General features: G+C 72.1%; 16 protein-coding genes and 1 pseudogene. 9 read left to right on the plus strand and 8 right to left on the minus strand.

Annotated elements, in window-relative coordinates:
• Positions 1-10: 10 nt before the first annotated feature.
• Together xylB and IF43_RS0100870 are read left to right on the plus strand one after the other, a co-directional pair.
• Positions 11-1,441, plus strand: coding sequence for a xylulokinase (gene xylB / locus IF43_RS0100865; RefSeq protein ID WP_030192636.1), 1,431 nt, complete (start codon positions 11-13; stop codon positions 1,439-1,441).
• Positions 1,442-1,454: 13 nt separating this feature from the next.
• On the plus strand, positions 1,455-2,666 hold the full coding sequence (locus IF43_RS0100870; RefSeq protein ID WP_030192638.1) for an ROK family protein: 1,212 nt from the start codon (positions 1,455-1,457) through the stop codon (positions 2,664-2,666).
• 74 nt (positions 2,667-2,740) lie between these two features.
• Here IF43_RS0100870 and IF43_RS0100875 read toward each other — a convergent pair whose 3' ends face one another.
• From IF43_RS0100875 to IF43_RS0100890, 4 genes are all read right to left on the minus strand, one after another.
• Positions 2,741-4,216, minus strand: a complete 1,476-nt coding sequence (locus tag IF43_RS0100875; protein ID WP_051794476.1) for a GH1 family beta-glucosidase — start codon at positions 4,214-4,216, stop codon at positions 2,741-2,743.
• Positions 4,217-4,364: 148 nt separating this feature from the next.
• Complete coding sequence (locus IF43_RS0100880; protein WP_030192641.1) at positions 4,365-5,261, minus strand: carbohydrate ABC transporter permease; 897 nt, start codon at positions 5,259-5,261, stop codon at positions 4,365-4,367.
• Between the two features lie 4 nt (positions 5,262-5,265).
• Positions 5,266-6,330 carry a carbohydrate ABC transporter permease gene (locus IF43_RS0100885; protein WP_051794478.1) on the minus strand — a complete coding sequence of 355 codons (1,065 nt, stop codon included), beginning with the start codon at positions 6,328-6,330 and terminating at the stop codon, positions 5,266-5,268.
• Between the two features lie 148 nt (positions 6,331-6,478).
• Positions 6,479-7,846: an ABC transporter substrate-binding protein gene (locus tag IF43_RS0100890; RefSeq protein WP_030192646.1), complete on the minus strand. Its 1,368-nt coding sequence runs from the start codon at positions 7,844-7,846 to the stop codon at positions 6,479-6,481.
• 398 nt (positions 7,847-8,244) lie between these two features.
• On the opposite strand from IF43_RS0100890, the gene IF43_RS0100895 reads away from it, so the two are divergent.
• Positions 8,245-9,309 carry a LacI family DNA-binding transcriptional regulator gene (locus IF43_RS0100895; RefSeq protein WP_030192648.1) on the plus strand — a complete coding sequence of 355 codons (1,065 nt, stop codon included), beginning with the start codon at positions 8,245-8,247 and terminating at the stop codon, positions 9,307-9,309.
• 220 nt (positions 9,310-9,529) lie between these two features.
• Here IF43_RS0100895 and IF43_RS0100900 read toward each other — a convergent pair whose 3' ends face one another.
• Positions 9,530-11,266 (minus strand): glycoside hydrolase family 6 protein, encoded by a 1,737-nt coding sequence (locus IF43_RS0100900; protein ID WP_030192650.1) that lies wholly within the window; start codon positions 11,264-11,266, stop codon positions 9,530-9,532.
• A gap of 265 nt (positions 11,267-11,531) precedes the next feature.
• On the opposite strand from IF43_RS0100900, the pseudogene IF43_RS35945 reads away from it, so the two are divergent.
• A pseudogene (locus IF43_RS35945) lies at positions 11,532-14,457 on the plus strand (glycoside hydrolase family 48 protein).
• 80 nt (positions 14,458-14,537) lie between these two features.
• Here the strand turns inward: IF43_RS35945 and araA are convergent.
• Entirely contained in the window at positions 14,538-16,049 is a 1,512-nt protein-coding gene (araA, locus tag IF43_RS0100910; protein ID WP_030192652.1) for an L-arabinose isomerase, read from the minus strand.
• Between the two features lie 65 nt (positions 16,050-16,114).
• Positions 16,115-17,809, minus strand: coding sequence for a ribulokinase (gene araB, locus IF43_RS0100915; protein ID WP_030192655.1), 1,695 nt, complete (start codon positions 17,807-17,809; stop codon positions 16,115-16,117).
• 231 nt (positions 17,810-18,040) lie between these two features.
• Between araB and IF43_RS0100920 the strand changes: the two genes are divergently transcribed.
• The 4 genes from IF43_RS0100920 (at position 18,041) to yjfF (ending at position 22,840) form a co-directional block, all read left to right on the plus strand.
• Positions 18,041-19,039, plus strand: a complete 999-nt coding sequence (locus IF43_RS0100920; RefSeq protein ID WP_030192656.1) for an ABC transporter substrate-binding protein — start codon at positions 18,041-18,043, stop codon at positions 19,037-19,039.
• Positions 19,040-19,170: 131 nt separating this feature from the next.
• On the plus strand, positions 19,171-20,730 hold the full coding sequence (locus tag IF43_RS0100925) for a sugar ABC transporter ATP-binding protein (protein WP_030192658.1): 1,560 nt from the start codon (positions 19,171-19,173) through the stop codon (positions 20,728-20,730).
• Positions 20,727-21,821, plus strand: coding sequence for an ABC transporter permease (locus IF43_RS0100930; protein WP_030192660.1), 1,095 nt, complete (start codon positions 20,727-20,729; stop codon positions 21,819-21,821). The genes IF43_RS0100925 and IF43_RS0100930 overlap by 4 nt, the downstream gene beginning before the upstream one ends.
• Entirely contained in the window at positions 21,818-22,840 is a 1,023-nt protein-coding gene (yjfF, locus tag IF43_RS0100935) for a galactofuranose ABC transporter, permease protein YjfF (RefSeq protein WP_078909828.1), read from the plus strand. The genes IF43_RS0100930 and yjfF overlap by 4 nt, the downstream gene beginning before the upstream one ends.
• A gap of 133 nt (positions 22,841-22,973) precedes the next feature.
• Here the strand turns inward: yjfF and IF43_RS0100940 are convergent, their stop codons facing one another.
• Positions 22,974-24,032 (minus strand): LacI family DNA-binding transcriptional regulator, encoded by a 1,059-nt coding sequence (locus IF43_RS0100940; RefSeq protein WP_030192664.1) that lies wholly within the window; start codon positions 24,030-24,032, stop codon positions 22,974-22,976.
• A gap of 247 nt (positions 24,033-24,279) precedes the next feature.
• Between IF43_RS0100940 and araD the strand changes: the two genes are divergently transcribed.
• A complete protein-coding gene (araD, locus tag IF43_RS0100945; RefSeq protein ID WP_030192667.1) occupies positions 24,280-25,017 on the plus strand; it encodes an L-ribulose-5-phosphate 4-epimerase AraD in 738 nt (245 codons plus the stop codon).
• Positions 25,018-25,023: the final 6 nt, after the last annotated feature.

Below are 25,023 nucleotides of genomic sequence, written 5' to 3' on the forward strand. Positions count from 1 at the left end.
GGAGGAATCCATGTCCGCACAGCGTGTCGTGATCGGTGTCGACAGCTCGACCCAGTCCACGAAGGCACTCGCCGTCGACCTGGAGACCGGCACTGTCCTGGGCGAGGGCCGCGCCGCCCACGCCGTCAGCGCGGGGCCCGGACGCGAGAGCGACCCGGAACAGTGGTGGCGGGCGCTCGCCGAGGCCACCGCGGGAACCGGGTGGGCGGATCGTGCCGCCGCCTGCTCGATCGCCGGCCAGCAGCACGGCCTGGTCACCCTCGACGCGGCCGGCCGGCCGGTCCGCCCGGCACTGCTGTGGAACGACGTCCGCTCCGCGCCGCAGGCCACCGCACTCGCGGCCGCCTTCGGCACGGCAGAGCTCGCCCGCCGCACCGGCAGCGTCCCGACGGCCGCCTTCACCTCCGCCAAATGGGCCTGGCTCCGTGCGCACGACCCCGCCGCCGCCGACCGCGTCGCCGCGGTGCGGCTTCCCCACGACTTCCTGACGGAGCGGCTCACCGGTGAGGCGGTGACCGACCGCGGCGACGCCTCGGGAACCGGCTGGTGGGGCCCGGACGGCTACGACCAGGAGGTCCTCGCCCGGATCGGACTCGACTCCGGGCTGCTGCCCCAGGTCCTCCCGCCGGGCGCCCGGGCGGGCCTCGTACGCGCCGGTACGCCCCTGCGCCAGGGCACGCCGGTGGCCGCCGGGACCGGGGACAACATGGCCGCCGCCCTCGGACTGGGCCTGCCCCCCGGGCGCCCGGCGCTGAGCCTCGGCACCTCCGGCACCGTCTACGCCGTCGGCCGTACGCGGCCCGCCGACCCGAGCGGAACGGTGGCCGGCTTCGCCGACGCCCTCGGCGGCTGGTTGCCCCTCGCCTGCACGCTCAACTGCACCCTCGCCGTCGACCGCGTCGCCGCCCTCGCCGGCCGCGACCGCGAAGCCGTCGAAGGAGGCGGCACGGTGGTGGTCCTCCCCTACCTGGACGGCGAGCGCACCCCCGACCTCCCGGGCGCCTCCGGCCTGGTCCACGGTCTGCGCCACGACACCACACCGGGACAGCTGCTCCAGGCCGCCTACGACGGCGCCGCCCACGCCCTGCTCACGGCCCTGGACGGCGTCCTGCGCGCCGGCGGCGAGACCCCCGCCCCTGACGAACCCCTGGTGCTGATCGGCGGCGGAGCCCGCGGCCCGGCCTGGCAGCGGACCGTCCTGCGGCTCTCCGGCCGGGCCGTCCGGGTGCCCGCCGCCAGGGAGCTGGTCGCCCTCGGAGCCGCCGCCCAGGCCGCCGCACTGCTCACCGGGGAGCCCGCGGACGCCGTCGCCCGGCGCTGGCGGACCGCCGAGGGCCCGCTACTGGATCCCGTACCCCGTGACGACGACGCGCTCGAACGGATCACCAGTACGCTGCGGCGGGCGAGGGCCCTGCAGGAGGTTCCGCCGGAAGGACGATAGGAAGGCCGGGTCGATGACCGTGATCGGCAGGGCGGGCGGGAGCGGGGAGACCGCGCCCGCCTCGCAGCAGGGGATGCGCCGGAGGAACCTCGCGGCGGTGGCCGGCGCGGTCGCCGCGCACGGCCCGCTCTCCCGGGCGGACGTCGCCGGACACACGGGCCTGACCAGGCCGGCCGTCTCCTCCCTGGTCGACGAGCTCATCGGCCGCGGCGCACTGACCGAGACGGAGACGGCACCCACCGGACGCGTCGGTCGACCCGGGCGGGCGCTGGCCCTCAGCGACCGGGGTCCCGCCGGCCTCGGCCTGGAGATAGGCGTCACCCACCTCGCCGCATGCGTCGTGGACCTGCGCGGTGAACCCCGCGTGTGGCGTCGGGCGGAGCGGGCCAACGCGGGCCGGCCGGCCGGGCAGGTACTGGCGGAGGCCGCCGTGCTGGCCGCCGACGCGGAGTCCGAGGCCGCCGCGCTCGGCCTGCGTGTCGAGGGCCGCGTCCTGGCCGTGCCGGGAGTGGTGCCGAACACCCCGGGCGGACTGGTCGCGAACGCCCCCAACCTCGGCTGGCAGGCCGTCCGCCCCGCCGACCACTGGCCCGACCACGACACCGTGCCCGTGCCGGAGAACGAAGCCAACCTCGGGGCGCTCGCCGAGCAGCGGCAGCAGGGACACCCCGCCGAAACCTTCGTCCACGTCTCTGCCGAGGCCGGAATCGGCGCCGCACTGGTCATCGACGGGCAGCTGTTCCGGGGTTCCCGTGGCTTCGCGGGGGAACTCGGCCACCTGCCCGTCCACCCCGAGGGAGCCCCGTGCCCCTGCGGTGCACGCGGCTGCCTGGAGCAGTACGCGGGCGAAGCGGCCGTACTGCGCGAGGCGGGTCTTCCCGGCACCGGCGACCCGGTGGCCCTGCTGGCCGAGCGGGCAGCCGCCGGGGACGCGTCGACCCTGCGCGCCCTGGACCGCGCCGGTCGGGCCCTGGGCCTCGCCCTCGCCTCGGCGGTGAACCTCGTCGACCCGGACGGCCTCGTCCTGGGCGGCGCCTACGCCGAACTCGCCGAGTGGCTCCTCCCGCCGCTGCGCGCCGAACTCACCGCCCGGGTCACGGTCCGGCCCTGGACCCCGGAGGCGGTACGCCCCTCCGCCCTGGGCCGGCGCGGACCGGTACTGGGCGCGGCATGGTCCACCGTCCAGCAGATCATCGCCGACCCCACCCGCCTGCCCCTCCGTTAGGCGGAGCGCGGCGGCCGTCCGCGGTGCGCGGGTCCCCCCGCCGCTCGGCGGGGGAGGCCTGCGGGCCTCCCCGGCTACCGCGGGGAGGTGCCCCCAGCGGCTCCCCCGCACCCCGCGGACGGCGCGTGCAGCTCTCCCGTCCGGGCCACCCGCGAATACCAGCGCGCGCTCGACTTGGGGGTGCGCTCCAGGGTGGCGTAGTCGACGTGCACGGCGCCGAACCGCTTCGCGTAGCCGTACGCCCACTCGAAGTTGTCGAGCAGCGACCACAGGAAGTAGCCGCGCACGTCCGCCCCGTCCGTGATCGCCCGGTGCACGGCGGCGAGGTGCGCGTGGACGTAGGCGGCGCGCTGCGGGTCGTGGACCGTGCCGTCCGGCCCCATCTCGTCCTCGTACGCGGCGCCGTTCTCGCTGATGACGAGCGGCAGGCCGGGATACCGGGCGGTGATGCGGGTGAGCAGGTCGTAGAGCGCGCCCGGGTCGACCGGCCAGCCCATCGCGGTGCGCTCGCCCGGGGCACGGTGGAAGGCGACCTCGTCCGCGCCCGGCCAGGGGGAGTGCTCGCTGTTGCCGTGGCCGTCGTCCTGCGGCCGTGCGGCCCCCGTCGCCACGTGCGAAACCACCGTCGGCGTGTAGTAGTTGACGGCCAGCAGGTCCAGCGGCTGGTGGATCGCCGCGGTGTCGCCGTCCCTGACGAAGCCCCAGTCGGTCAGGTGCGCGGTGTCGGCGAGCAGGTCCTCGGGGTAGGCGCCCTCCAGCATCGGGCCCAGCCAGATCCGGTTGCCCACGGCGTCGATGCGCCGCGCCGCGTCCCGGTCCCGGTCCGAAGGGCTCAACGGGCGGACCTCGTGGAGGTTGAGCGAGACCGCCAGCTGGGCGTCCGCGGGCAGGGCGGACCGCAGCGCCCGGACGGCGAGGCCGTGGCCGAGGTTGAGGTGGTGGGCGGCGCGGAGCGCGGCGACCGGGTGGGTGCGGCCCGGGGCGTGGACGCCGGAGCCGTAGCCGAGGAACGCGCTGCACCACGGCTCGTTGAGCGTGATCCAGCGCGTGACCCGGTCTCCGAGGGCGTCGGCGACGAGGGCCGCGTACTCGGCGAACCGCTCGGCGGTCGAACGCTCCGGCCAGCCTCCCGCGTCCTCCAGCTCCTGGGGCAGGTCCCAGTGGTAGAGGGTCAGGGCGGGCTCGATGCCGGCGGCGAGCAGCTCGTCCAGGAGCCGCCGGTAGAAGTCCAGGCCCTTCTGGACGGCGGGTCCGCGGCCGGTCGGCTGCACGCGTGACCAGGAGACGGAGAACCGGTAGGCGTTCAGGCCGAGTTCGGACATGAGCCGGACGTCCTCGGCGTACCGGTGGTAGTGGTCCACCGCCACGTCCCCGGTATGGCCCTCGAAGACCTTGCCGGGCGTGTGCGAGAAGGTGTCCCAGATGGACGGGGTCCGGCCGTCCTCGCGGGCGGCGCCCTCGATCTGGTACGCGGCCGTGGCGGTGCCCCACAGGAAGTCGGGCGGGAAGGTGCGGGTGGCGGTGAGTGGCCGGGTCTCGGACGCGGTCATAGGAGAGCGCTCCCAACGCAGGTTCGGATAGAGGGGTGCCGGGCGCATGCGTGCCGGACGGAGAGCCCGCACCGGAAGGGACACGGTGCCGGGGGCGGGACGCGAACGGGCCGACCGGGTCGGTTCCGTACCCGATGCTGACGGTGCCTCAGTTCTTGACGGCGCCGGCGGTGATGCCGCCCACGATGTGCTTGCCGAGTACGGCGAACACCAGGAGCAGCGGCAGCGTGGATATGAGCGCGCCGGTCAGTACGACGGCCTGGTCGACGGTGTGGTCGCCCGCGCCGAGGCCGGCCAGGGCGACCTGGAGCGTGGGGTTGCCGTCGGGGGTCAGTGCGATGAACGGCCAGAAGAAGTCGTTCCAGGCCTGGACGAAGACGAGCATCCCGAGAACCGCCATCGCGGGGCGGGCCACGGGGAACACCACGTGCCAGACGATGCGCAGGCTGTGCGCCCCGTCCACCCTGGCCGCCTCCACGAGTTCCACGGGGAGCGCCTCGACGAGGTACTGGCGCATGAAGAACACGCCGAAGGCGGCGACCAGCGAGGGCAGGACGACCGACTGGAGCTGGTCCACCCAGCCGAGGTCGGTGATGATCTGGTAGAGCGGGATCACGCTGAGCTGCGGCGGGACCGTCATGGTGGCCACCACGAGCGCCAGCAGGGCGTTGCGTCCCCTGAAGGGCAGCTTGGCGAAGGCGAAGCCGGCCAGGGTGGAGAACAGCACGGTGGACAGGGACACGAGCCCCGCCACGATCGTCGTGTTGACCAGCGCCTCGCCCATGTCGACCTGGTTCCAGGCGAAGGAGAGGTTGTCGAGGAGCCTGGTTCCGGGCAGGAGCGGGGCCGGGGCCTCGACCACGCGCTCGCCCGGGTGGGAGGCGGCGACGAGGTTCCAGTACAGCGGGAAGAGCGAGACGAGGGCGGCCAGGCCGAGCAGGACGTAGGCCAGCGGTCCGGCGTGGTGCTGGCGGCCGGCCGACGGGCGCAGCCGCCCGGGGCGCGGCGCCGCGGCGGGGCGCGTCGTGTCGGGTGTGCGGGCCATGGGGTCAGCTCCCCGCCTTCGTGCGTGGGTCGCGGCCGCGGCCGCGGCCGTGGCCGCGGTTGCGGTTGCGGTTCGAGCGGGTGATCAGGGCCTGGATCCCGCCGACGACCAGGAGGAGCAGCAGCATGACCCAGGCGATGGCGGAGGCCTGGCCCAGCGCGCCGGTGACCCAGCCCTTCTCGTACATGAGCAGGCTCAGGGTCTGGAACTGGTTCCCGCTGCCACCGCTGATGCCGACGCTGCCGCCGTAGAGCATCGGCTCGCCGAAGAGCTGGGTCGCGCCGATCGTGGAGACGACGACCGTGAAGAGGATCGTCGGCCGGATGGAGGGGATGGTGACGCTGAGGAACTGCCGCAGGCGCGACGCCCCGTCCAGCGCGGCAGCCTCGTACAGGTCCTGCGGTACGGCCTGCATCGCCGCCAGGTAGATGAGCGCGTTGTAGCCCGTCCAACGCCACGTCACGATCACCGAAATCGCGATCTGCGCGGGCCACTTGGAGGACTCCCAGGCGACCGGCTCGAAGCCCAGCCGGCCGAGGGCGGTGTTGATCAGGCCGTAGTCGGTGTTGAAGAGCTGGGCGAAGACGAGCGTCGCGGCCGCGATCGAGGTGGCGTAGGGGGCGAGGACCGCCACGCGGAAGAATCCCCGGCCGCGGAGTCGGTAGTTGAGCAGATGGGCCAGGCCGAGCGCCATCAGCAGCTGGGGGACGGTCGAGATCACCCCGATGGTGAAGGTGTTGGCGAGCGCGTTCCAGAAGAACTCGCTGGTCGCCAGTGCGCTGTAGTTCCCCAGGCCCCTCCACTGTGCGCTGCCGCCCAGTTCGACCCGGTGGAGCGAGAGCCAGCCCGTGTAGATCAGGGGGAAGAGGCCGAAGGCCGCGAAGGTGAGGAAGAAGGGGGCGACGAAGACGTACGGGACCGCCTTCAGGTCGAGGCGGTAGAGCGTGCTGCGCCAACCGCTCCGGCCGGCGGGCCGCTGCCTGTGGGAGCCGGGGCCGGCGCTGGAGCCCCGGGCTTGTGCGGCGGGCGGCGCGGAGCCGTCGCCCGCCGCCCGTACGGAGGTGGCCACGGGGGCTTCCTTCCAGGTCGATGGGTGCGGTGGTGCGGTGGTGTGGTGGTGCAGTGGTGCAGTGGTGCGGGGGTGCAGTGGTGCCGACGGTCGACGGCCCGCTCCACCCGCGGGAGGCGGCGGGCGGGGCGGGCCGTCGCGCTCCCCGTTACTGGTCGATCTTGTCGTCGACCAGCTTCTTGACGTTCTCCCAGGCTTTCGCCGGGTCGGTGCCGCGCTGCTCGATGTCGAGGATGCCGTTGTCGGTCAGGAAGGTCTTGACCTGGCCGTCCCAGCGGCTGATCGGGGCGGGCGTGATGCCGGTCGCGGCCTGCGAGTAGATCCTGCCGACCGGGGTGTCGCCGAAGTACGGCAGCTTGGCGTCCTGGACCGCCGGGGAGGCGAGGGTGTCCTTGGAGGAGGGGATGTTGCCGTTCACCGCGAAGACCTTGGCGTGCTGGGCCGGGGCGGTCAGCCACGCGGCGAGCTCGGCCGCCTCCTTGGCGTGCTTGCCCGCCTTCGGCACGGCGAGGAAGGAGCCGCCCCAGTTCCCGGCGACGGGCGGCGCGGCGATGTCCCACTTCCCCTGGTTCTGCGGGCCCGCCTGGTCCTTGATGATGCCCGTCATCCAGCTCGGGCAGGCGACGGTGGCGAACTTGGAGTTCTTGAAGGCCGCGTTCCAGGTGCCCTTCTCGTCGAACTGGCGGAGCTTGGCGGTCAGTCCGCCCTTGGCGGCGGTGACCGCTGTGTCCCAGGCCTTCTTCACGCCCGGGCTGTCCTCGTAGGCCAACTCGCCCTTGGCGTCGGCGTACTGGACGGCCTCGCTGGAGATCACGGCGTTGAACAGGCCGCTCGCGGAGTCGTGGAAGGCGGTCCCGGCCGGGGCGTTCTTCTTGTACGTCTCACCGGCCGCGATGAACTTCTTCCAGTCGCCCGCCCAGAGCGCGGAGACCTGGGCGCGGTCGGTCGGCAGCTTGGCCCGGGCGAAGAGGGCCTTGTTGTAGCAGATGGCCATCGGGCCGATGTCCGTGCCGAGGCCGATGACCTTGCCGTCGGCCGTGGTGGCCTGCTTGACTTTCCAGTCGAGGAACGCGCCGAGGTCCGCGCCGCCCGTCCTGCCCAGGTCGACCCACTTGTCCGCCATCGCGGGGCCGGTCGCCTCGGCGATGTACCCCACTTCGAGGGCCTGGATGTCCGCGAGGCCGCTGTTGCGGGAGAGCCGCAGCTTGAGCGTGTCCCAGTACTTCTGGCCGTCCGCGACGTTCGACTCCTCGATCCTGATGTTCGGGTGGCTCTTCGTGTACTCGGCGTAGAGCTTGGCCCCGGTGGCGTCGTCGTATCCGAAGGAGCCGAAGGTGCCGATCCGCAGCGTGATCTGCCGGCCGCCGGCCGCGCCGCCGCCCTTGCCGTCGTCGCTGTCACCGGCGCAGCCGGTGAGCAGTGCGGCACCGGTCGACACGACGGCAACCGCGGCGACCAGGTTGCCCGCGGTGCGGCGCCCGGGTCCGCGTCCGCGTCTGCTGCTGGAAGTACGCATTCCACTCTCCTCGTCCAAGGTGCTGCTCGTCGTGCGCCATGGGGACCGGGGGCTTGTTCGCGGCTCGGCCAGGGGCCCGTCCGGACCTGATGCGGAAGCGGGTGTCCTCCCATGAATGGGAGCGCTCCCACGTCGATGCCGGAAGGTTGCTGCCTGGCGGGTGCAAGTGTCAAGGGACGGGCGCGAATTCGTCGTGCGGGGGCCTTTGGCGTGCCACGAACCCTTTTCGGGTGCAGCCTGCGGCCGGGGATGCGCGGGCGTTGGCGCGGCCGGGGAATCGAGCGTACTGTGGGAGCGCTCCCACCAGGTTCTTCCGCGTACCGTGTGTCGCGCGCCGCGGTGGGGTCCATCATCTTGCCTGATGCGCGGACCGGCCGGCCGGGCCGGTGCGGAGTGCGATGCGCGAGGGGAGTTCGAGGGTCGTGAGCGGACGGCAGAACGGCAGGCCCACCCTGGAGGAGGTGGCGGCCCTGGCCGGCGTCGGCCGGGGCACGGTGTCGCGGGTGATCAACGGGTCGCCGAGGGTGAGCGAGCACGCCAGGGACGCGGTCGCCCGCGCCATCGCCGAGCTGGGCTACGTGCCCAACCAGGCGGCCAGGGCCCTGGCCGGCAGCCGGACCGGCGCGGTGGCCCTCGTGATCCCGGAGACCGAGGCCAGGGTGTTCTCGGAACCGTACTTCCTCGACCTGATCCGCGGGGTCAGCGCCGAACTCGCCGAGGCGGACAAGCAGCTGCTGCTCACCCTGGTCCGCACCGAGGCGGAGCGCCGGCGCTTCGAGCACTACCTGGCCGCCCAGCGGGTCGACGGCGTACTGCTGGCATCCGTCCACGGCGACGACCCGCTGCCCGACCGGATCGCGGAGCTGGGGTTGCCGGTCGTCATGAACGGCCGCCGCTCCGAGGCCGAGCCCGTCGCCTACGTGGACTCCGACAACATCGGCGCCGGCCGGGCGGCGGTGGCCCACCTCGCGGGGCGGGGCCGGAGCCGGATCGCCACCATCAGCGGCCCGCTGGACATGTACGTGGCCCGCGCCCGCCTGGGCGGCTACCGCGCAGGTCTCGCCGAGGCCGGCATCGCCCCCGACGAGTCGCTGGTCGCGACCGCGGACTTCACCGAGGAGGGCGGCCGGCGGGCGATGCGCGAGCTCCTGGCGCGCGCACCCGGCCTGGACGCGGTCTTCGCCGCCTCCGACGTGATGGCCGCCGGGGCGCGCGGGGTGCTGCGGGAGGCCGGGCGGCGGGTCCCCGAGGACGTCGCCCTCGTCGGGGTGGACGACTCGGTGGTGGCCCGTCTGATGGATCCGCCCCTGACGAGCGTGCGGCAGCCGATCGAGGAGATGGGCCGCACGATGACCCGGCTGCTGCTCCGCAAGCTGGAGGCGGATCCCGGAGCCGCTCCGGCGGCGGGTGACGAGCAGCGGCGGGTCCTCCCCACGGAGCTGGTCGTGCGGGATTCGTCCTGAGCGGAGGAGCTCCGAGCCGGTTCCGGTTGCCGCCGGGGCCTGCGGCGCCGGCAGCAGCGCGAGCACGTGCCCCTGGGAGTGCGTGCTCTCCGCGGCCGCCGAAGCGCCGCAGGTGCCCGGTCGCTCCGCGACGGACACCGGGTCGCACCCCCGGCACGGCCCGCAGCCGTACGGGGCCCGGACGGTTCCGTACGGCTGCGGATCGTTCACCGGCGGTGGGTCACAGGGCCGGGTGGGCGTTCTTCATGAGCTCCTGGAACTGGGCGGAGAACCACTGTCCCGCGAGCGGCGCGTCGGGCAGCGCGCCCGACATGCTGTTGCCGTTGCGTACGTTCCCCGTGTACGTGGGGTCGCACATCCGGTCGAAGCCCTTGCCCTCGTTGTTCGGGATCTCCTTGCTGGCGCCGTCCGACTCGCCCGGCGGCTTCATCCACACGTACGCGTCGATGCCCGCGGCGGGGGCGGCCTGGGGCCGTTCGCCGAGTCCGGCACCCGACTGGTTGCACCAGTTGCCCAGGTGGATGCGACGGTCGTAGCGGCCGCCGTTGACGTACGTGTCCACGCTGGTCAGCGCGCCGGGGCCGGTGGGCCGGGCGGTGCCGCCCCAGCCGTTGCGCGAGGTGTCGACCAGCATGCCGAGGTTCGCGTCGAAGCCCAGGGACACCAGCTTGGCCCGCATCGCCTGGGCGTACGACAGCTCGTCCGTGTAGCGGTTCCAGTCGACCCACTTCGACTGGCGTACCGAGGTGCCGTTGACGGAGTCCTCGATCGTGAAGTGGTCCTCCTTGAGGGCGCTGTAGTTGGCCGTGTTCACGATGAAGCCGTGCACGTTGGAGAGCGTGGAGCCCTCGGCCGTGGCCGCCTGCCTGAACATCTCCGCGGAGGCGCCGAAGTTGTCGTCCCAGCCGAGCCAGCCGTGGTGGCCCGCGTCGACGTAGTTGTAGACGTTGGGGATCGCGCCCAGCTTCCTGAGGGCGTAGCCGACGCCCTTGACGTAGTTGCCGTTGGTCTTCATGGCATCGCAGTTCGGGGTGGCCGTCGGGCGCCCGGCGACGTTGGTGACCAGGTTCGGCAGCGAGTCGATCTCGACGGCCGTGACGATCCGCAGCCCCGCGTACTTGGGGTCGGCGAGGATCGCGGCGATCGGGTCGATGAACTGCGTCCTGTACTTGTCGATCTCGGTCGGCCCCAGTTCGCCGTTGGAGGCGAGCGCGGAGCAGTCCCGGCCCGGCAGGTCGTAGATGACCAGCTGGACGACGAGTTCGCCGCTGCCCTTCTGCGCCAGGGCGGCGTTCAGGTGGTCGCGCAGCCCCATCGTGGTGCTCGTGCCGTTGACCAGGGCGATGCGGTCGAGCCAGATGCCGGTGGGCTGGTTGGCGACCCTGCTGCCGCCCGGTTCGGCGGCGGCGTGGGCGGACCACTCGGGGTTCACGTACACCTTGGCGCCGGCGTAGGGGTTGTCGACCTTGCCGCCGGGCGTCGGCGGTGAGGTCGGCGGCGTCGTGGGCGGCGTGGTCGGGGGAGTGGTCGGGTCCGTGGCGCCGTTGCAGGTGACGCCGTTGAGCTTGAAGACCGCGGGGACGGAGTTCGTTCCGGTGTGCGAGCCGTTGAAGCCGAAGGACGTCGAACCGCCCGTGGCCAGCGACCCGTTGTAGGACATGTTCTTCGCGGAGACGGCGGCCCCGGACTGGGTGACGGTGGCGTTCCAGCCCTGGGTGACCTGCTGGCCGTTCGCGTAGGACCACTCCACGGTCCAGGAGGCGACCGGGTCACCGGTGTTGGTGACGAACACGTTCGCGCCGAACCCGTTGTTCCACTGGTTGGTGATCTGGTACTCGACCTTGCAGCCCGCGGCGGCGGCGCCGGCGGACGTACCGAAGACGGTGGCGGTGGCGCCGGCGGCCGTGACGAGACTCAGGGCTGCCAGTAACGCGGTGCGGGGGGTGCTGCGGCTCATGTCGGGGGTGCCTCTCGGTAGGTTGCGCCCTGACGGCGCGCCGACTGGTGGAACCGCTCCCACTGGCTGGGGCCAGACCGTAGCGCCAACCGGGGCCAAGGAAAAGAGGGGCTGCGTAAATTCCTCGCGCAGCCTTTGGGCTCTCCCCGCGTCTTGACGTCGCTACCTCGCTTCTGCACAGTGGGAGCGCTCCCACTGGCCGGAGCTCGTGCGCCATCGTTCTTCCGTCTCCCTGTCTCCCAGAGCCGCGAGGAGAACCGTCCGCATGTCCGCACATCCGCCACCCCGGCCGCCTTTCCGGCGCAGGCTGCTGACCGCATCGGCCGCGGCCGTCGCGCTCTGCCTCCCCCTCGGTCTCACGGCAGTGGGCGCCACGACCGCCGCGGCCGCGGCCGTCCAGTGCAGCGTCGACTACAAGACCAACGACTGGGGCTCGGGCTTCACCGCCGAGCTGATCCTCACCAACCGGTCCGCGACCGCACTCGACGGCTGGACCCTGACCTACGACTTCGCCGGCAACCAGCAGCTGACCAACGGCTGGAACGGCACCTGGACCCAGTCCGGCAAGAGCGTCCGCGTCGCGGCGCCGGACTGGAACAGGACCGTCGCGGCCGGCGCGGCCGTCACCACCGGCGCCCAGTTCTCCTACAGCGGGACGAACGCCGCCCCCACCTCCTTCGCCGTCAACGGCAACGCGTGCACCGGAGCCCACCAGCCCCCCGGTCGCCGTCCTGACCAGCCCCACCGCAGGCGCCGTCTACACCGCGGGCACCCCCGTCCCGCTCGCCGCCACCGCCGCCGCGGCCGACGGCGCCTCCGTCGCCAAGGTCGAGTTCTACAGCGACACCACGCTCCTGGGCACGGACACCACCGCGCCCTTCACCCTGGATGCGGGCGGCCTCGCCGCCGGCGCCCACTCCCTCTACGCCAAGGCCTACGACGGCCTCGGCGCCTCCGCCGAGTCGGCTCCCGTCGGCATCACGGTCGCCGCCGGCCCCGCGCTCGTCGCCGGCCCCGCACAGCTCTCCGTACGCCGCGGGGGGACCGGCACCTTCGAGCTGAAGCTGTCCAGGCAGCCGACCGCCGACGTGACGGTGGGCGTCGCACGCACCTCGGGCAACACCGACCTCACGGCGACGCCCGCCTCGCTCACCTTCACCCCGGCGAACTGGAACACCGCCCAGAAGGTGACGGTCACCGCCGGGTCCACCGGCAGCGGCTCCGCCGTCTTCACCGCGACCGCCCCGGGCCACACCAAGGCCGAGGTCACCGTCGCCGAGCTGGCCGCCGACTCGACGTACCAGGCCCGCTTCCTCGACCTCCACGGGAAGATCACCAACCCGGCGAACGGCTACTTCTCGCCCGAGGGCATCCCGTACCACTCCGTCGAGACGCTGATCGTGGAGGCCCCGGACCACGGGCACGAGACGACCTCGGAGGCGTACAGCTACCTGATCTGGCTGCAGGCCATGTACGGGAAGGTCACCGGGGACTGGAGCAAGTTCAACGGCGCGTGGGAGACCATGGAGAAGTTCATGATCCCCACCCATGCCGACCAGCCGACGACCGGCTCGTACAACGCCTCCAAGCCCGCCACCTACGCCCCCGAGCACGACCTCCCCTCGCAGTACCCGGCCAGGCTCGACGGGACGGTCGGCGCCGGCGCGGACCCGATCGCCGGCGAGCTGAAGAGCGCGTACGGCACGGACGACATCTACGGCATGCACTGGCTCCAGGACGTCGACAACGTCTACGGCTACGGCAACGAGCCCGGAAAGTGCTCCGCCGGACCGACCGCGACCGGACCCTCGTACATCAACACCTTCCAGCGCGGACCCCAGGAATCGGTCTGGGAGACCGTGCCGCACCCCACCTGCGACAACTTCACCTACGGCGGCAGGAACGGCTACCTCGACCTCTTCACCGGGGACTCCTCCTACGCCAGGCAGTGGAGGTTCACCGACGCCCCGGACGCCGACGCGCGCGCCGTCCAGGCCGCCTACTGGGCCGACGTCTGGGCCAAGGAGCAGGGCAGGGGAACCCAGGTCGGCGCGACCGTCGCCAAGGCCGCCAGGATGGGCGACTACCTGCGGTACTCCATGTTCGACAAGTACTTCAAGAAGGCCGGGAACTGCGTGGGCCCGACGGTCTGCCCCGCCGGCACCGGCAAGGACAGCGCGCACTACCTGATGTCCTGGTACTACGCCTGGGGCGGCGCCGCCGACACCACGGCCGGCTGGTCCTGGCGGATCGGCTCCAGCCACGCGCACAGCGGCTACCAGAACCCCCTCGCCGCCTACGCGCTCAGCCAGTACGCCCCGCTGAAGCCGAAGTCGGCGACGGGCGCCACGGACTGGGCGACCAGCCTCGACCGGCAGCTGGAGTTCTACCGGTGGCTCCAGTCCGACGAGGGCGCCATCGCGGGCGGCGCCACCAACAGCTGGCAGGGGCGCTACGCGCAGCCGCCGGCCGGCACCCCGACCTTCCACGGCCTCTTCTACGACGAGAAGCCGGTCTACCACGACCCGCCGTCCAACCAGTGGTTCGGCTTCCAGGCATGGTCCATGGAGCGGGTCGCCGAGCTCTACCGGCAGACGGGTGACACCCGCGCGAAGGCGCTGCTCGACAAGTGGGTCGGCTGGGCCCTGTCGAAGACCACGGTCAACCCCGACGGCACCTACCGCATCCCCGCCACGCTCACGTGGTCCGGCGCCCCCGACACCTGGAACGCGTCGGCGCCCGGTGCCAACGCGGGCCTGCACGTCACCGTCGCCGACTACACCGACGACGTCGGCGTGGCCGCCGCCTACGCCAAGACCCTGACCTACTACGCCGCGAAGTCCCAGAACGCCGAGGCCAAGCGGGTCGCCAAGGCCCTCCTCGACGGCATGTGGGCCCACCACCAGGATCCGCTGGGCGTCAGCGTCCCGGAGACGCGGACCGACTACAACCGGTTCAAGGACCCGGTGTACGTGCCCGGCGCGTGGACCGGCAGGATGCCGAACGGCGACCCGGTGGACTCCGCGTCCACCTTCGCCTCGATCCGCACCTTCTACCAGGACGACCCGGCCTGGCCGAAGGTCGAGGCGTACCTCGCGGGCGGCGCCGCGCCCGTCTTCACGTACCACCGGTTCTGGGCCCAGGCGGACGTCGCCCTGGCCATGGGCGCGTACGCGGAGCTGCTGGAGTAGCCGCCCGCCCCGCCCGCAGAACGGCCCCGGGTACGACGAGGCCGGGCGGTCCGCGAGGACCTGCCCGGCCCCGTAGCGGTTCAGAGGCCCGGTGCCAGCCGGTAGTACGCCTGGTTCCAGCGGAGATCGCGCCGGAACTGCTTCGGGGTGGTGGTCTCGTCGATGAGGGCGAGTTCCACGCGGAGCATCTCCGCCAGGTCGTCGAGGTGGTCGGAGGTGAGGGCGGTACTGAGGACGGTGTGGTGCGGTCCGCCGGCCGTCAGCCAGGATTCGGTGGAGGTCCGCAGGCCCGGGCGGGGCCGCCAGACGGCTCGGGCGACGGGCAGGGCGGGCAGCGGCCGGGGGGGTGCCACGACGTCGATGTCGTTGGCGACCAGGCGGAAGCGGTCGCCCAGGTCGGCGAGGCCGACCACCACCGCCGGACCGGGGGCGGCGTCGAACACCAGGCGCACCGGGTCTTCCCGCCCGCCGATGCCGAGGGGATGGACCTCGCACCTCGGCCTGGCGGAGGCGATGGTGGGACAGACCTCCAGCATGTGCGCGCCGAGGATGAGCTCGTTGCCGGGCGTCAGGTCGTAGGTGTAGTCCTCCATGAAGGAGGTGCCGCCCGGGAGGCCGGCGGCGGCGACCTTGAGGGCGCGCAGCAGGACGGCGGTCTTCCAGTCGCCCTCTCCTCCGAAGCCGTATCCCTGGGCCATGAGCCGCTGGACCGCGATGCCGGGCAGCTGCCGCAGCCCGCCGAGGTCCTCGAAGTTGGTGGTGAAGGCCCCGAAGCCGCCCGTTTCGAGGAAGCTCCGCAGGCCGGCTTCGATGCGGGCCGCGTAACGCAGGGCGTCGTGCCGGTCACCGCCCGGCCGGAGTTCCGGCGCCAGGTCGTACAGGTCCTGGTACGCCTCGACGAGGGAGGCCACCTCGGTCTCGGCCGCGCTGTCGACGACCTCCACCAGGTCGTTGACGCCGTAGGTGTTGACGGAGACGCCGAAGCGCAGCTGGGCCTCGACCTTGTCGCCCTCGGTGACGGCCACGTCGCGCATGTTGTCGCCGAAGCGGGCGACCCTGAGGGTGGCCAGTTCGGATCGGGCGGCGGCCGCCCGCGCCCAGACCGCGACGCGTGCGCCCGTCACCGGATCGGTGACGTGGCCGGCCACGGTCTTGCGGGGGACGCCGAGGCGGGCCTGGATGTGCCCGAACTCGCGGTCTCCGTGGGCGGCCTGGTTGAGGTTCATGAAGTCCATGTCGATGGTGTCCCAGGGCAGGGACACGTTCGACTGGGTGTGGAGGTGCAGCAACGGCTTGCGCAGCGCGTCCAGTCCGGCGATCCACATCTTGGCCGGCGAGAAGGTGTGCATCCAGGCGATGAGCCCGGTGCACCGGTCGTCGGCGTTCGCTTCGAGGCACACCCGGCGGATGGCGTCGGCACCGGTCAGTACCGGCTTCCACACCACCCGCGCGGGAATGGCGGGGGTGTCGGCCAGCAGGGCGGCGATCTGCTGCGACTGGTCGGCGACCTGCTTCAGCGTCTCCTCCCCGTACAGGCCCTGGCTTCCGGTGAGGAACCAGATTTCCCGGGCGGGGGATGTTCGGCTGGACACATGGACTCCTGAAGGTGACGTGCCGCCGCGGCGGGCGGGTGGGCAAGCGGTGGGGAAGTGCGGGGTCAGCCCGCGGTGCGGGCCGTGTCGCGGATGCTCCTCAGGCGGTGCAGCAGGTCGCTGCCACCGAAGTGGTCGTGCAGGAGCCGGTACTCGGCGAAGAGGGCGTCGTAGGCGTCGGCCCGGGACGCGTCGGGCGTGTACACGGCAGGCAGTCGCCGGCCCATGGCCGCGGTGGCCGTGCGCACGTCAGGGTGCGCGCCCGCGGCCACGGCCGCGTGGATGGCCGACCCGAGGGCGGGTCCCTGGCCGGACGCGGCCAGGGAGACGGGGCGGCGCAGCACGTCGGAGTAGATCTGCATCAGCAGTTCGTTCTTGGCGAGTCCGCCGGCGACGATGAACTCGTGCACCGGTACGCCGCCCTTCTCGAGGGCCTCCACGATGACGCGGGTGCCGAAGGCGGTCGCTTCCAGCAGCGCGCGGTAGACGTCCTCGGGCCGGGTCGTCAGGGTGAGCCCCACGACGACTCCGGAGAGGCGGTGGTCGACGAGGAGGGAGCGGTTGCCGTTCAGCCAGTCGAGGGCGACCAGTCCGTGGCCGCCGACCGGCTGCCGGGCGGCCTTCCGGGTCAGCAGGGTGTGCAGGTCCTCGCCGCGGTCGGCGGCCTCGGCGAGGTAGTCCGGTGGGACGCCCTGGTCCAGTACCCAGGCGAAGATGTCGCCGACCGCGCTCTGGCCGGCCTCGTAGCCGTAGGTTCCCTCGACGATCCCGCCGTGGACGACGCCGCAGATGCCGGGGACGTCGGCGAGGACGGAAGCGTTCACGACGTGGCAGGTGGAGGTGCCCATGATGGCGAGCAGTTGCCCGTCCTCCACCGCCTGGGCCGCCGCAGCGGTGACATGGGCGTCGACGTTGCCGGCCGCCACGGCGATGCCGGGGCGCAGTCCCGTCCAAGCCGCCGCCTCCGTGCTGAGCGAGCCCACGCGTGAGCCCAGCGCCGAGAGGGGGAGTTCGAGGCGGGTGCGCGCGAAGTCGGCGAACCGGGGGTCCAGCGCGGCCAGGTACTCCTCGCTCGGGTAGGCGCCGTCCTGGTGGATGCCCTTGTATCCGGCCGTGCAGGCGTTGCGGGACTCGGTTCCGGTGAGCTGCCACACGATCCAGTCCGCGGCCTCGATCCAGCGCGCGCAGGTCTCGTAGACGAGCGGGTCCTCCTCCAGGACCTGGAGGGCCTTCGCGAACTGCCACTCGGCGGAGATCCGGCCGCCGTAGCGGGTGATCCACTCCTCCCCGCGGGCGTGGGCGAGTTCGGTGATGCGGTCGGCATGCGACTGGGCCGCGTGGTGCTTCCACAGCTTGGGCCACGCGTGCGGCCGTCCGGCGAGCTCCGTCTCGGCGAGGGGAGTCCCGTCGGCCAGCGTGGGCAGGACGGTGCACGCGGTGAAGTCGGTGGCGATGCCGATCACCGCGGCAGGATCGACTCCGGACGCCGCCACGGCTTCCGGGACGGCGTGACGCAGTACGTCCCGCCAGTCCTGCGGGTGTTGCAGGGCCCAGTCCGGGGGCAGCGCCGCACCGCCGTGCGGCAGGTGCCGGTCGATGACGCCGTGCCGGTAGGCGTGGACCGCCGCGGCCAGCTCCTGGCCGTCGCGGACCCGCACCACCAAGGCGCGGCCCGACAGCGTGCCGAAGTCGACGCCGACCGTGTACTGCTCCGGTTCCTCGGAGTGCGGGGTGGGCGCGGAGGGATGGGGTGACGTCAACAGCGTGCCTTTCGAAGGAGCCGTCTGCGGACGGCGGGCGGTGGAGAGTTCGGCGCCCTGGCAGTGTGAGCGCTAACAATGTGGCGAGGCAAGAGGGGGTGGTAACGGACAGGTAACGCATGCAAGGGGGTTGAGAACCCTGCTTGTTAGCGCTCACAATGCGTCGGCGTCCCCGGTCAAGGGCTCTTCCGTACCCGGGCTCTTCCGTACCCCCTCGAAAGGACACCCGCCATGGCTCGCAGAACAGCCCTCGTCCTCACCGCCGCCCTTCTCGCCTCCGCGGCGTTGACCGCCTGCTCGACCCAGGGCCCCGACACCGGCTCCGCCCCGGGAACCAGGAAGGGATCCGGCAAGGCGATCACGCTCGGCTTCGCCCAGGTCGGCGCCGAGAGCGGTTGGCGCACCGCCAACACCAGGTCCGTCCAGGAGGCCGCGAAGAAGGCCGGGATCACCCTCAAGTTCTCCGACGCGCAGCAGAAGCAGGAGAACCAGATCAAGGCGATCCGCACCTTCATCCAGCAGAAGGTCGACGTCATCGCCTTCTCGCCGGTCGTGGAGTCCGGCTGGGACACGGTGCTGAAGGAGGCCCGGGACGCGGGTATCCCGGTCATCCTCACCGACCGCGCCGTGGACACCAAGGACACGACCCTCTACAAGACCTTCCTGGGCTCGGACTTCGTCAAGGAGGGCAAGTCCGCGGGCGAGTGGCTGACCAGTGCGTACGCCGGCAAGCCGGGCCCGGTCAACATCGTCGAACTGCAGGGCACCACGGGCTCCGCCCCCGCGAACGACCGCAAGGCCGGCTTCGCCGACGTCATCAAGGGCGACGCCAAGTTCAAGATCGTGGCCTCCCAGTCGGGCGACTTCACCCGCGCCAAGGGCAAGGAGGTCATGCAGGCGTTCCTGAAGTCCCAGAAGGACATCGACGTCCTCTACGCCCACAACGACGACATGGCCCTCGGCGCCATCCAGGCCATAGAGGAGTCGGGCAGGAAGCCCGGCACGGACATCAAGGTGATCTCGGTGGACGGGATCAAGGACGCCTTCGTCGCGATGACCGAGGGCAAGATCAACGTCGTGGTGGAGTGCAACCCGCTGCTCGGCGACCAGCTGATGGAGCTGACCAAGAAGGTCGCGGCCGGGCAGAGCGTGCCGCCCCGGGTCGAGACCCGGGAGGGCGTCTTCCCGCAGGACAAGGCCGCGGCCGCGCTGCCCTCCCGGAACTACTGAAACGGCCGGTTCCGGCGCGGAAGGAGGGTCCGGCCCCGGTTCCTCCTCCGCCCGCGGGAGGAGGGTCCGGCCCCGGTTCCTCCTCCGCCGTCCGGAGCCCGCTCCAGCCCCCACCCATGAGAGGAAGGCGGATGGCATCCCCGTCCACCCCGCGGCCCACGGACGCCGGCGGCCCGCGGCCGGTCCTGGAGGCCCAGGGCATCCGCAAGCAGTTCCCGGGCGTGCTCGCCCTCGACGGAGTCGGCCTGCGGCTCTTCCCCGGTGAGGTGCACGCCCTGATGGGCGAGAACGGTGCCGGGAAGTCCACCTTGATCAAGGTGCTCACCGGTGTGCACCCCGCCGACGGCGGCACCATCCTCGTCGACGGCCGGCCCCACGCCTTCGGGGACCCGCTCCAGGCGCAGCAGGCCGGGATCAGCACCGTCTACCAGGAGGTCAACCTCTGCCCGAACATCTCGGTCGCCGAGAACATCCTCATCGGGCGCGAACCGCGCCGCTTCGGCCTCGTCCACTGGTCCGCGATGCGCCGGAGGGCGGCCGAGCTGCTGACGGAACTGGACCTCGACCTGGACGTCACCGGTCTGCTCGGTTCGCACTCCCTCGCGGTGCAGCAACTGGTCGCCATCGTCCGGGCGGTGGACGTGTCGGCGAAGGTGCTCGTCCTGGACGAACCCACCTCCAGCCTGGATCGCGAGGAGGTCGCCCAGCTCTTCACGCTGGTGCGGCGCCTGCGTGACCGCGGGGCGGCCATCCTGTTCGTCACGCACTTCCTCGACCAGGTGTTCGATCTCTGCGACCGCGTCACCGTCCTGCGCAACGGCCGCCTGGAGGGCGAGTACCCCATCGGCGAACTCACCCCGGTGACGCTCGTTCAGCGCATGATCGGCGGAGAACTGGCCACCCTCGACCAGTTGTCCGTCCGGGCCCACGAGGAAGCGGCCGGACGGGTGACCGGCGGGCCGTTCCTCCGGGCGCGGGCGCTCACCCGCACCGGCTCGATCGATCCGTACGACCTCGACATCCACGCCGGCGAGGTCATCGGACTGGCCGGCCTCCTGGGTTCGGGCCGCACCGAAGTGGCGCGCCTGCTGTTCGGCGCGGACGGCGCGGACGCCGGCGACGTGAGCATCGAGGGCAGGAAGGTGCTCCTGCGCACCCCCCGCCACGCCATCGCCCACGGCATCGCGTTCTGTTCCGAGAACCGCAAGTCCGAGGGCCTGGTGGGTGAACTCACGGTCCGCGAGAACATCACCCTCGCGCTGCAGGCCGCCCGCGGCTGGACCAGGCCGCTGACCCGCACGAAGCAGGACGAACTGGCACGGCACTGGATCGAAACCCTGGACATCCGCCCCGCCGACCCCGAAGCGCAGGTACGCCACCTCAGCGGAGGCAACCAGCAGAAGGTCGTCCTCGCGCGTTGGCTGCTGACCGCACCCCGGCTCCTGATCCTCGACGAACCCACCCGCGGCATCGACATCGGGGCCAAGGCGGAGATCCAGAAACTCGTGGCCCGCCTGGCCGGCGAAGGGACCGCCGTGCTGTTCATCTCGGCGGAACTCGAAGAGGTCCTGCGCCTGAGCCACCGCATCGCCGTGCTCCGCGACCACCGCATGGTGGCCACGCTCACGAACGACGACACCGTCACTCCCGAACGCATCCTCACGACCATCGCCACCGGAGCGGACTCATGACCACCCAGCCTGCCAAGCCCGAGCCGGCCGGCGGAATCGGGAGACGACTGGCCGGCCACCGCCTGCTGTGGCCCACGCTCGTCCTGCTCGTGCTGCTCCTCGGCAACCTCGCGTTCGACCACGACTTCTTCTCCGTCCGCGTACGCGACGACCACCTCTACGGCAGCCTCGTCGACATCCTCCAGTTCGGCGCGCCGCTCACCCTCGTGGCGCTCGGCATGACCCTCGTCATCGCCACCCGGGGCATCGACCTCTCCGTGGGGTCCACCGTCGCCATCGCCGGCGCCGTCGCCTGCGGGCACATCTCCACCGCCGCGGAGCCCGGCAGCGTCGCCACGGTGCTCACGGCCGTGGCCCTCGCGCTCGGCGTGGCGCTCGCCCTGGGTCTCGCCAACGGCTTCCTGGTGTCCGGGCTGGGAGTGCAGCCCATCGTGGCCACCTTGATCCTCATGGTGGCGGGACGCGGCGTCGCCCAGCTGATCACCGGCGGCCAGATCACCACGGTGACCAGCGCCCCCTACAAGATGATCGGCGGCGGCTACTGGCTGACCTTCCCGTTCGCGGTCCTCCTGGCCGGCGCCCTCGTCGCGCTCACCGGCTTCGTCGCCCGTCGCAGCGCCCTCGGCCTGCTCATCGAGTCCGTGGGCGGCAACCCCGCCGCCAGCCGGCTCGTCGGCATCCGCGCCGGCGGCCTGCTCGCCCTGGTCTACGTCTTCAGCGCGCTGTGTGCCGCCGTCGCGGGACTGATGATCAGCTCCAACGTCTCCAGCGCCGACGGCAACAACGCGGGCCTGTGGATCGAACTCGACGCGATCCTCGCCGTCGTCGTCGGCGGCACCGCCCTGACCGGAGGACGCTTCTCCCTCGGCGGCACCGTCCTGGGCGCCCTGATCATCCAGACCCTGTCCACCACCGTCTACACCCTCGGCGTCCCGCCCGAGACCACCCTCGTCTTCAAGGCCTTCGTCGTCATCGCCGTCTGCCTCGTGCAGTCCCCGGTCTTCCGGGCCAAGGTCCTGCGCCGCCGCAGGACTCCCCGATCCCACACCACGGCGGGCGCCGCCCCGCAGCAGCAGGAGGTACGCGCATGAGCACCGGCATCGCGAGCGCCGCCGCGCACCTCGGTCACCCCTTCGCGACCGTGTCCCCGCGCACCCGCACCCGTATCCCGCTGATCGTGACGGCCGTCCTGCTGGTCGTCATGTTCGGCGTCGGGTCGGTGCGCTACGAGGGCTTCCTCTCGGGGCAGGTCGTGCTGAACCTGCTGATCGACAACGGATTCCTCCTGGTCGTCGCCGTCGGGGCGACCTTCGTCATCCTCACCGGCGGCATCGACCTCTCCGTCGGCTCGATGGTGGCCCTGTCGACCACGCTCACCGCCTGGCTGGTCGAGTCGCACGGCTGGCCCCTGGCCGCCGTCGTCCCGCTGGTCCTGCTGGTCGGCGCCGCGAGCGGGACGCTGATGGGCTGGATCATCCACACCTTCGAGATCCAGCCGTTCATCGTCACCCTGGCCGGCATGTTCCTCGCCCGCGGGCTCTGCTACACGATCAGCACCGGATCCATCACGATCAGCGATCCCACCACGGTGTCGATCGCGCAGACCCGACTGTACGGCCCGGGAGGACTCTTCGTCTCGATCCCGGTGGTCATCGCCCTGGCCATGCTGGTGACCGCCTTCGTCGTGCTGCACCACACGCGCTTCGGGCGCAACGTGTACGCGCTGGGAGGCAGCGAGTCCTCCGCACGCCTGATGGGTCTTCCGGTGGGCTCCACCAAGATCGCCGTGTACGCCGTCAGCGGCCTGTGCTCCGCACTCGGCGGCCTGCTGCTGACCTTCTACATGCTCTCCGGCTACGCCCTCCACGCCATGGGCATGGAACTCGACGCGATCGCCGCCACCGTGATCGGCGGCACGCTGCTGACCGGAGGCTCCGGCTTCGTCCTGGGCACCGCTCTCGGCGTGCTCGTCCTCGGCATGATCCAGACGGTCGTCACCTTCGAGGGAACGCTCAGCTCCTGGTGGACCCGGATCGTCATCGGCGCCCTGCTGCTCGTGTTCATCGTGCTGCAACGCCTGATGAGCGGCCGCCGCCCCGCCGCCGACTGACTCCGGCTCGGGCTCGGGCTCCGCTCCGGAGCCCGAGACCCCTCGCGGTCCGGGGCCCCGCCGTCCCCGAGGCCCCGCGCGCCGCTCCGGTAGGGCGGTGGGCCGTCGCGCCGTCGCGCGCGGGGGGTGGGGGTCATTCGCCGGGTGGGGCGACCCTGCGGGCCGTACTGGCGCGCACGATGAGCTCGGGCGCCACCACCAGGTGGGTCGACTCCTCGGCCCGGCCTTCGATGTGGTCCAGGAGCAGGCCGATGCTGTCGCGGCCCAGTGAGGCGAAGTCCTGACGGATCGTCGTCAGCGGGGGTGGGAAGAACTCCGCCTCGGGGATGTCGTCGAAGCCGGCCACGGCCACGTCCTCCGGCGTGCGCAGGCCCGCTTCCCGCAAGGCCCTCAGGACGCCGAGGGCCATCTGGTCGTTGGCGACGAACACCGCGGTGAGGCCCGCGCCCCGGCCTCGTGACGCCCGTACCCGCCCCGCGAGCTGCTGGCCGGCCTGGTATCCCGACAGCGGACTCCAGTCGCCGCGCAGCAGCGGTGGCACCTCGGCGCCGGCATCGCGCAGCGCTTCCTCCCAGCCCTGCGTGCGGGCCTCGCTCTCGAGCCAGTCGGCAGGGCCTGCGACGTGCCACACGGTGGAGTGGCCCGAGGCGAGGAGGTGTTCCGTGATCAGGCGGGCGCCGAGGTTCTGGTCCAGGGACACCCCCGGCAGGTCCAGGGTGTGGCCCCCTTCGACGGTGACCACCGGGCACGGTGCTTCCAATGCCGCCAGGGCCCGCACGGCGGCGCGCTGGGGAGTGACGGCGACGATCCCCTCCACGCCCCATCCGGCGAGGTGCTGCATGGCCTCGGCGAGAGCCGTCTGCGTGGCGGTCCGGAGCGTGACGGCCGACGTCAGGTACCCCCGGTCCCGAGCCGCCTCCTGGACTCCCGCCACGGTGCTGGCGGGCCCGTGCAGGGTGGTGTTCACCGCGATGACGCCCAGGGTGTGGGTCCGGCGGGTGGCCAGGGCCCGGGCCGCCGAGTTGCGGCGGTACCCCAGCTGCTCGATGACCTGGGTCACCGCGGCCCGGGTCTTGGCGCTGACGTTCGGGTGGTCGCTGAGCACCCGTGAAACGGTCTGGTGGGACACGCCGGCGACGCGCGCGACGTCCGTCATCGTGGGCGCGCGCGAGACGTCTGGGAGCTGGGTCAACGCTCTTCCTTTCCTCATCGAGCGGCCTTCCCTCAAGGTATCGAACCACCCGCGGTCGGTACACGTCGCGGAGCTGACCGGAGGTTGTCGACCAGATATGGATGTTGGCGTTCACATTATGCAGCGTTGACTGCAGGGTGTGGACAGGAATCCGTCTCTTAGGCCTTGAGATCTGTGCTTGTTAGCGCTCACAATTCCACGGGGGTCAGGGACCGCCGGGCCCTGTCGGAGAGACGGAGAGAATGCAGTGAGCGAGACCAGCCTCAAGGACCTCCGTCGCGAGGTGCTCGCGGCCAACCTGCGCATCCCGGAGGCCGGCCTGGCCACCCTCACCTGGGGAAACGTCAGCGGAGTGGATCGAGACGCCGGTGTCTTCGTCATCAAGCCGTCCGGGGTCTCCTACGCCGACCTCACCGAGGAGGACCTGGTGGTGGTGGCGCTGGAGGACGGGCGGGTCGTGGACGGGCACCTCAGGCCGTCCACCGACACCGAGACCCACCGGTGCCTCTACCGCGCCTTCCCCTCCATCGGTGGCATCACCCACACGCACTCGGCGCACGCCGTCGCCTTCGCCCAGGCGCGCCGCCCGATCCCCGTGCTCGGTACGACGCACGCCGACACCTTCAACGGCCCCGTGCCCGTGACGGCGGACCTCACCGCCGAGCAGTGCGCGCAGGACTACGAGTACAACACCGGGCAGGTGATCGTCGCCCGGCTGGACGGGGACCCCCGTCGGGCCGAGGAGGTCCCCGGAGCGCTCGTCTCGCGGCACGGCCCCTTCACCTGGGGTGCCACCGCGAAGGCCGCGCTGGAGAACGCCGTCGTCTGCGAGGCCGTGGCGGAGATGGCGCTGCACACGCTGGTGCTGGGGTCCCGCCTCGGGGGCACCTCGGAGCCGCCGGGGCATCTGCTGGAGCGGCACTTCACCCGCAAGCACGGGCCGGACGCCTATTACGGCAACGTCCCGCACGCCCGGGGCGTCTGAGGCCGG

The sequence above is a fragment of the Streptomyces sp. NRRL S-87 genome, assembly GCF_000719335.1.
In the GTDB taxonomy this organism is placed as follows: domain Bacteria; phylum Actinomycetota; class Actinomycetes; order Streptomycetales; family Streptomycetaceae; genus Streptomyces.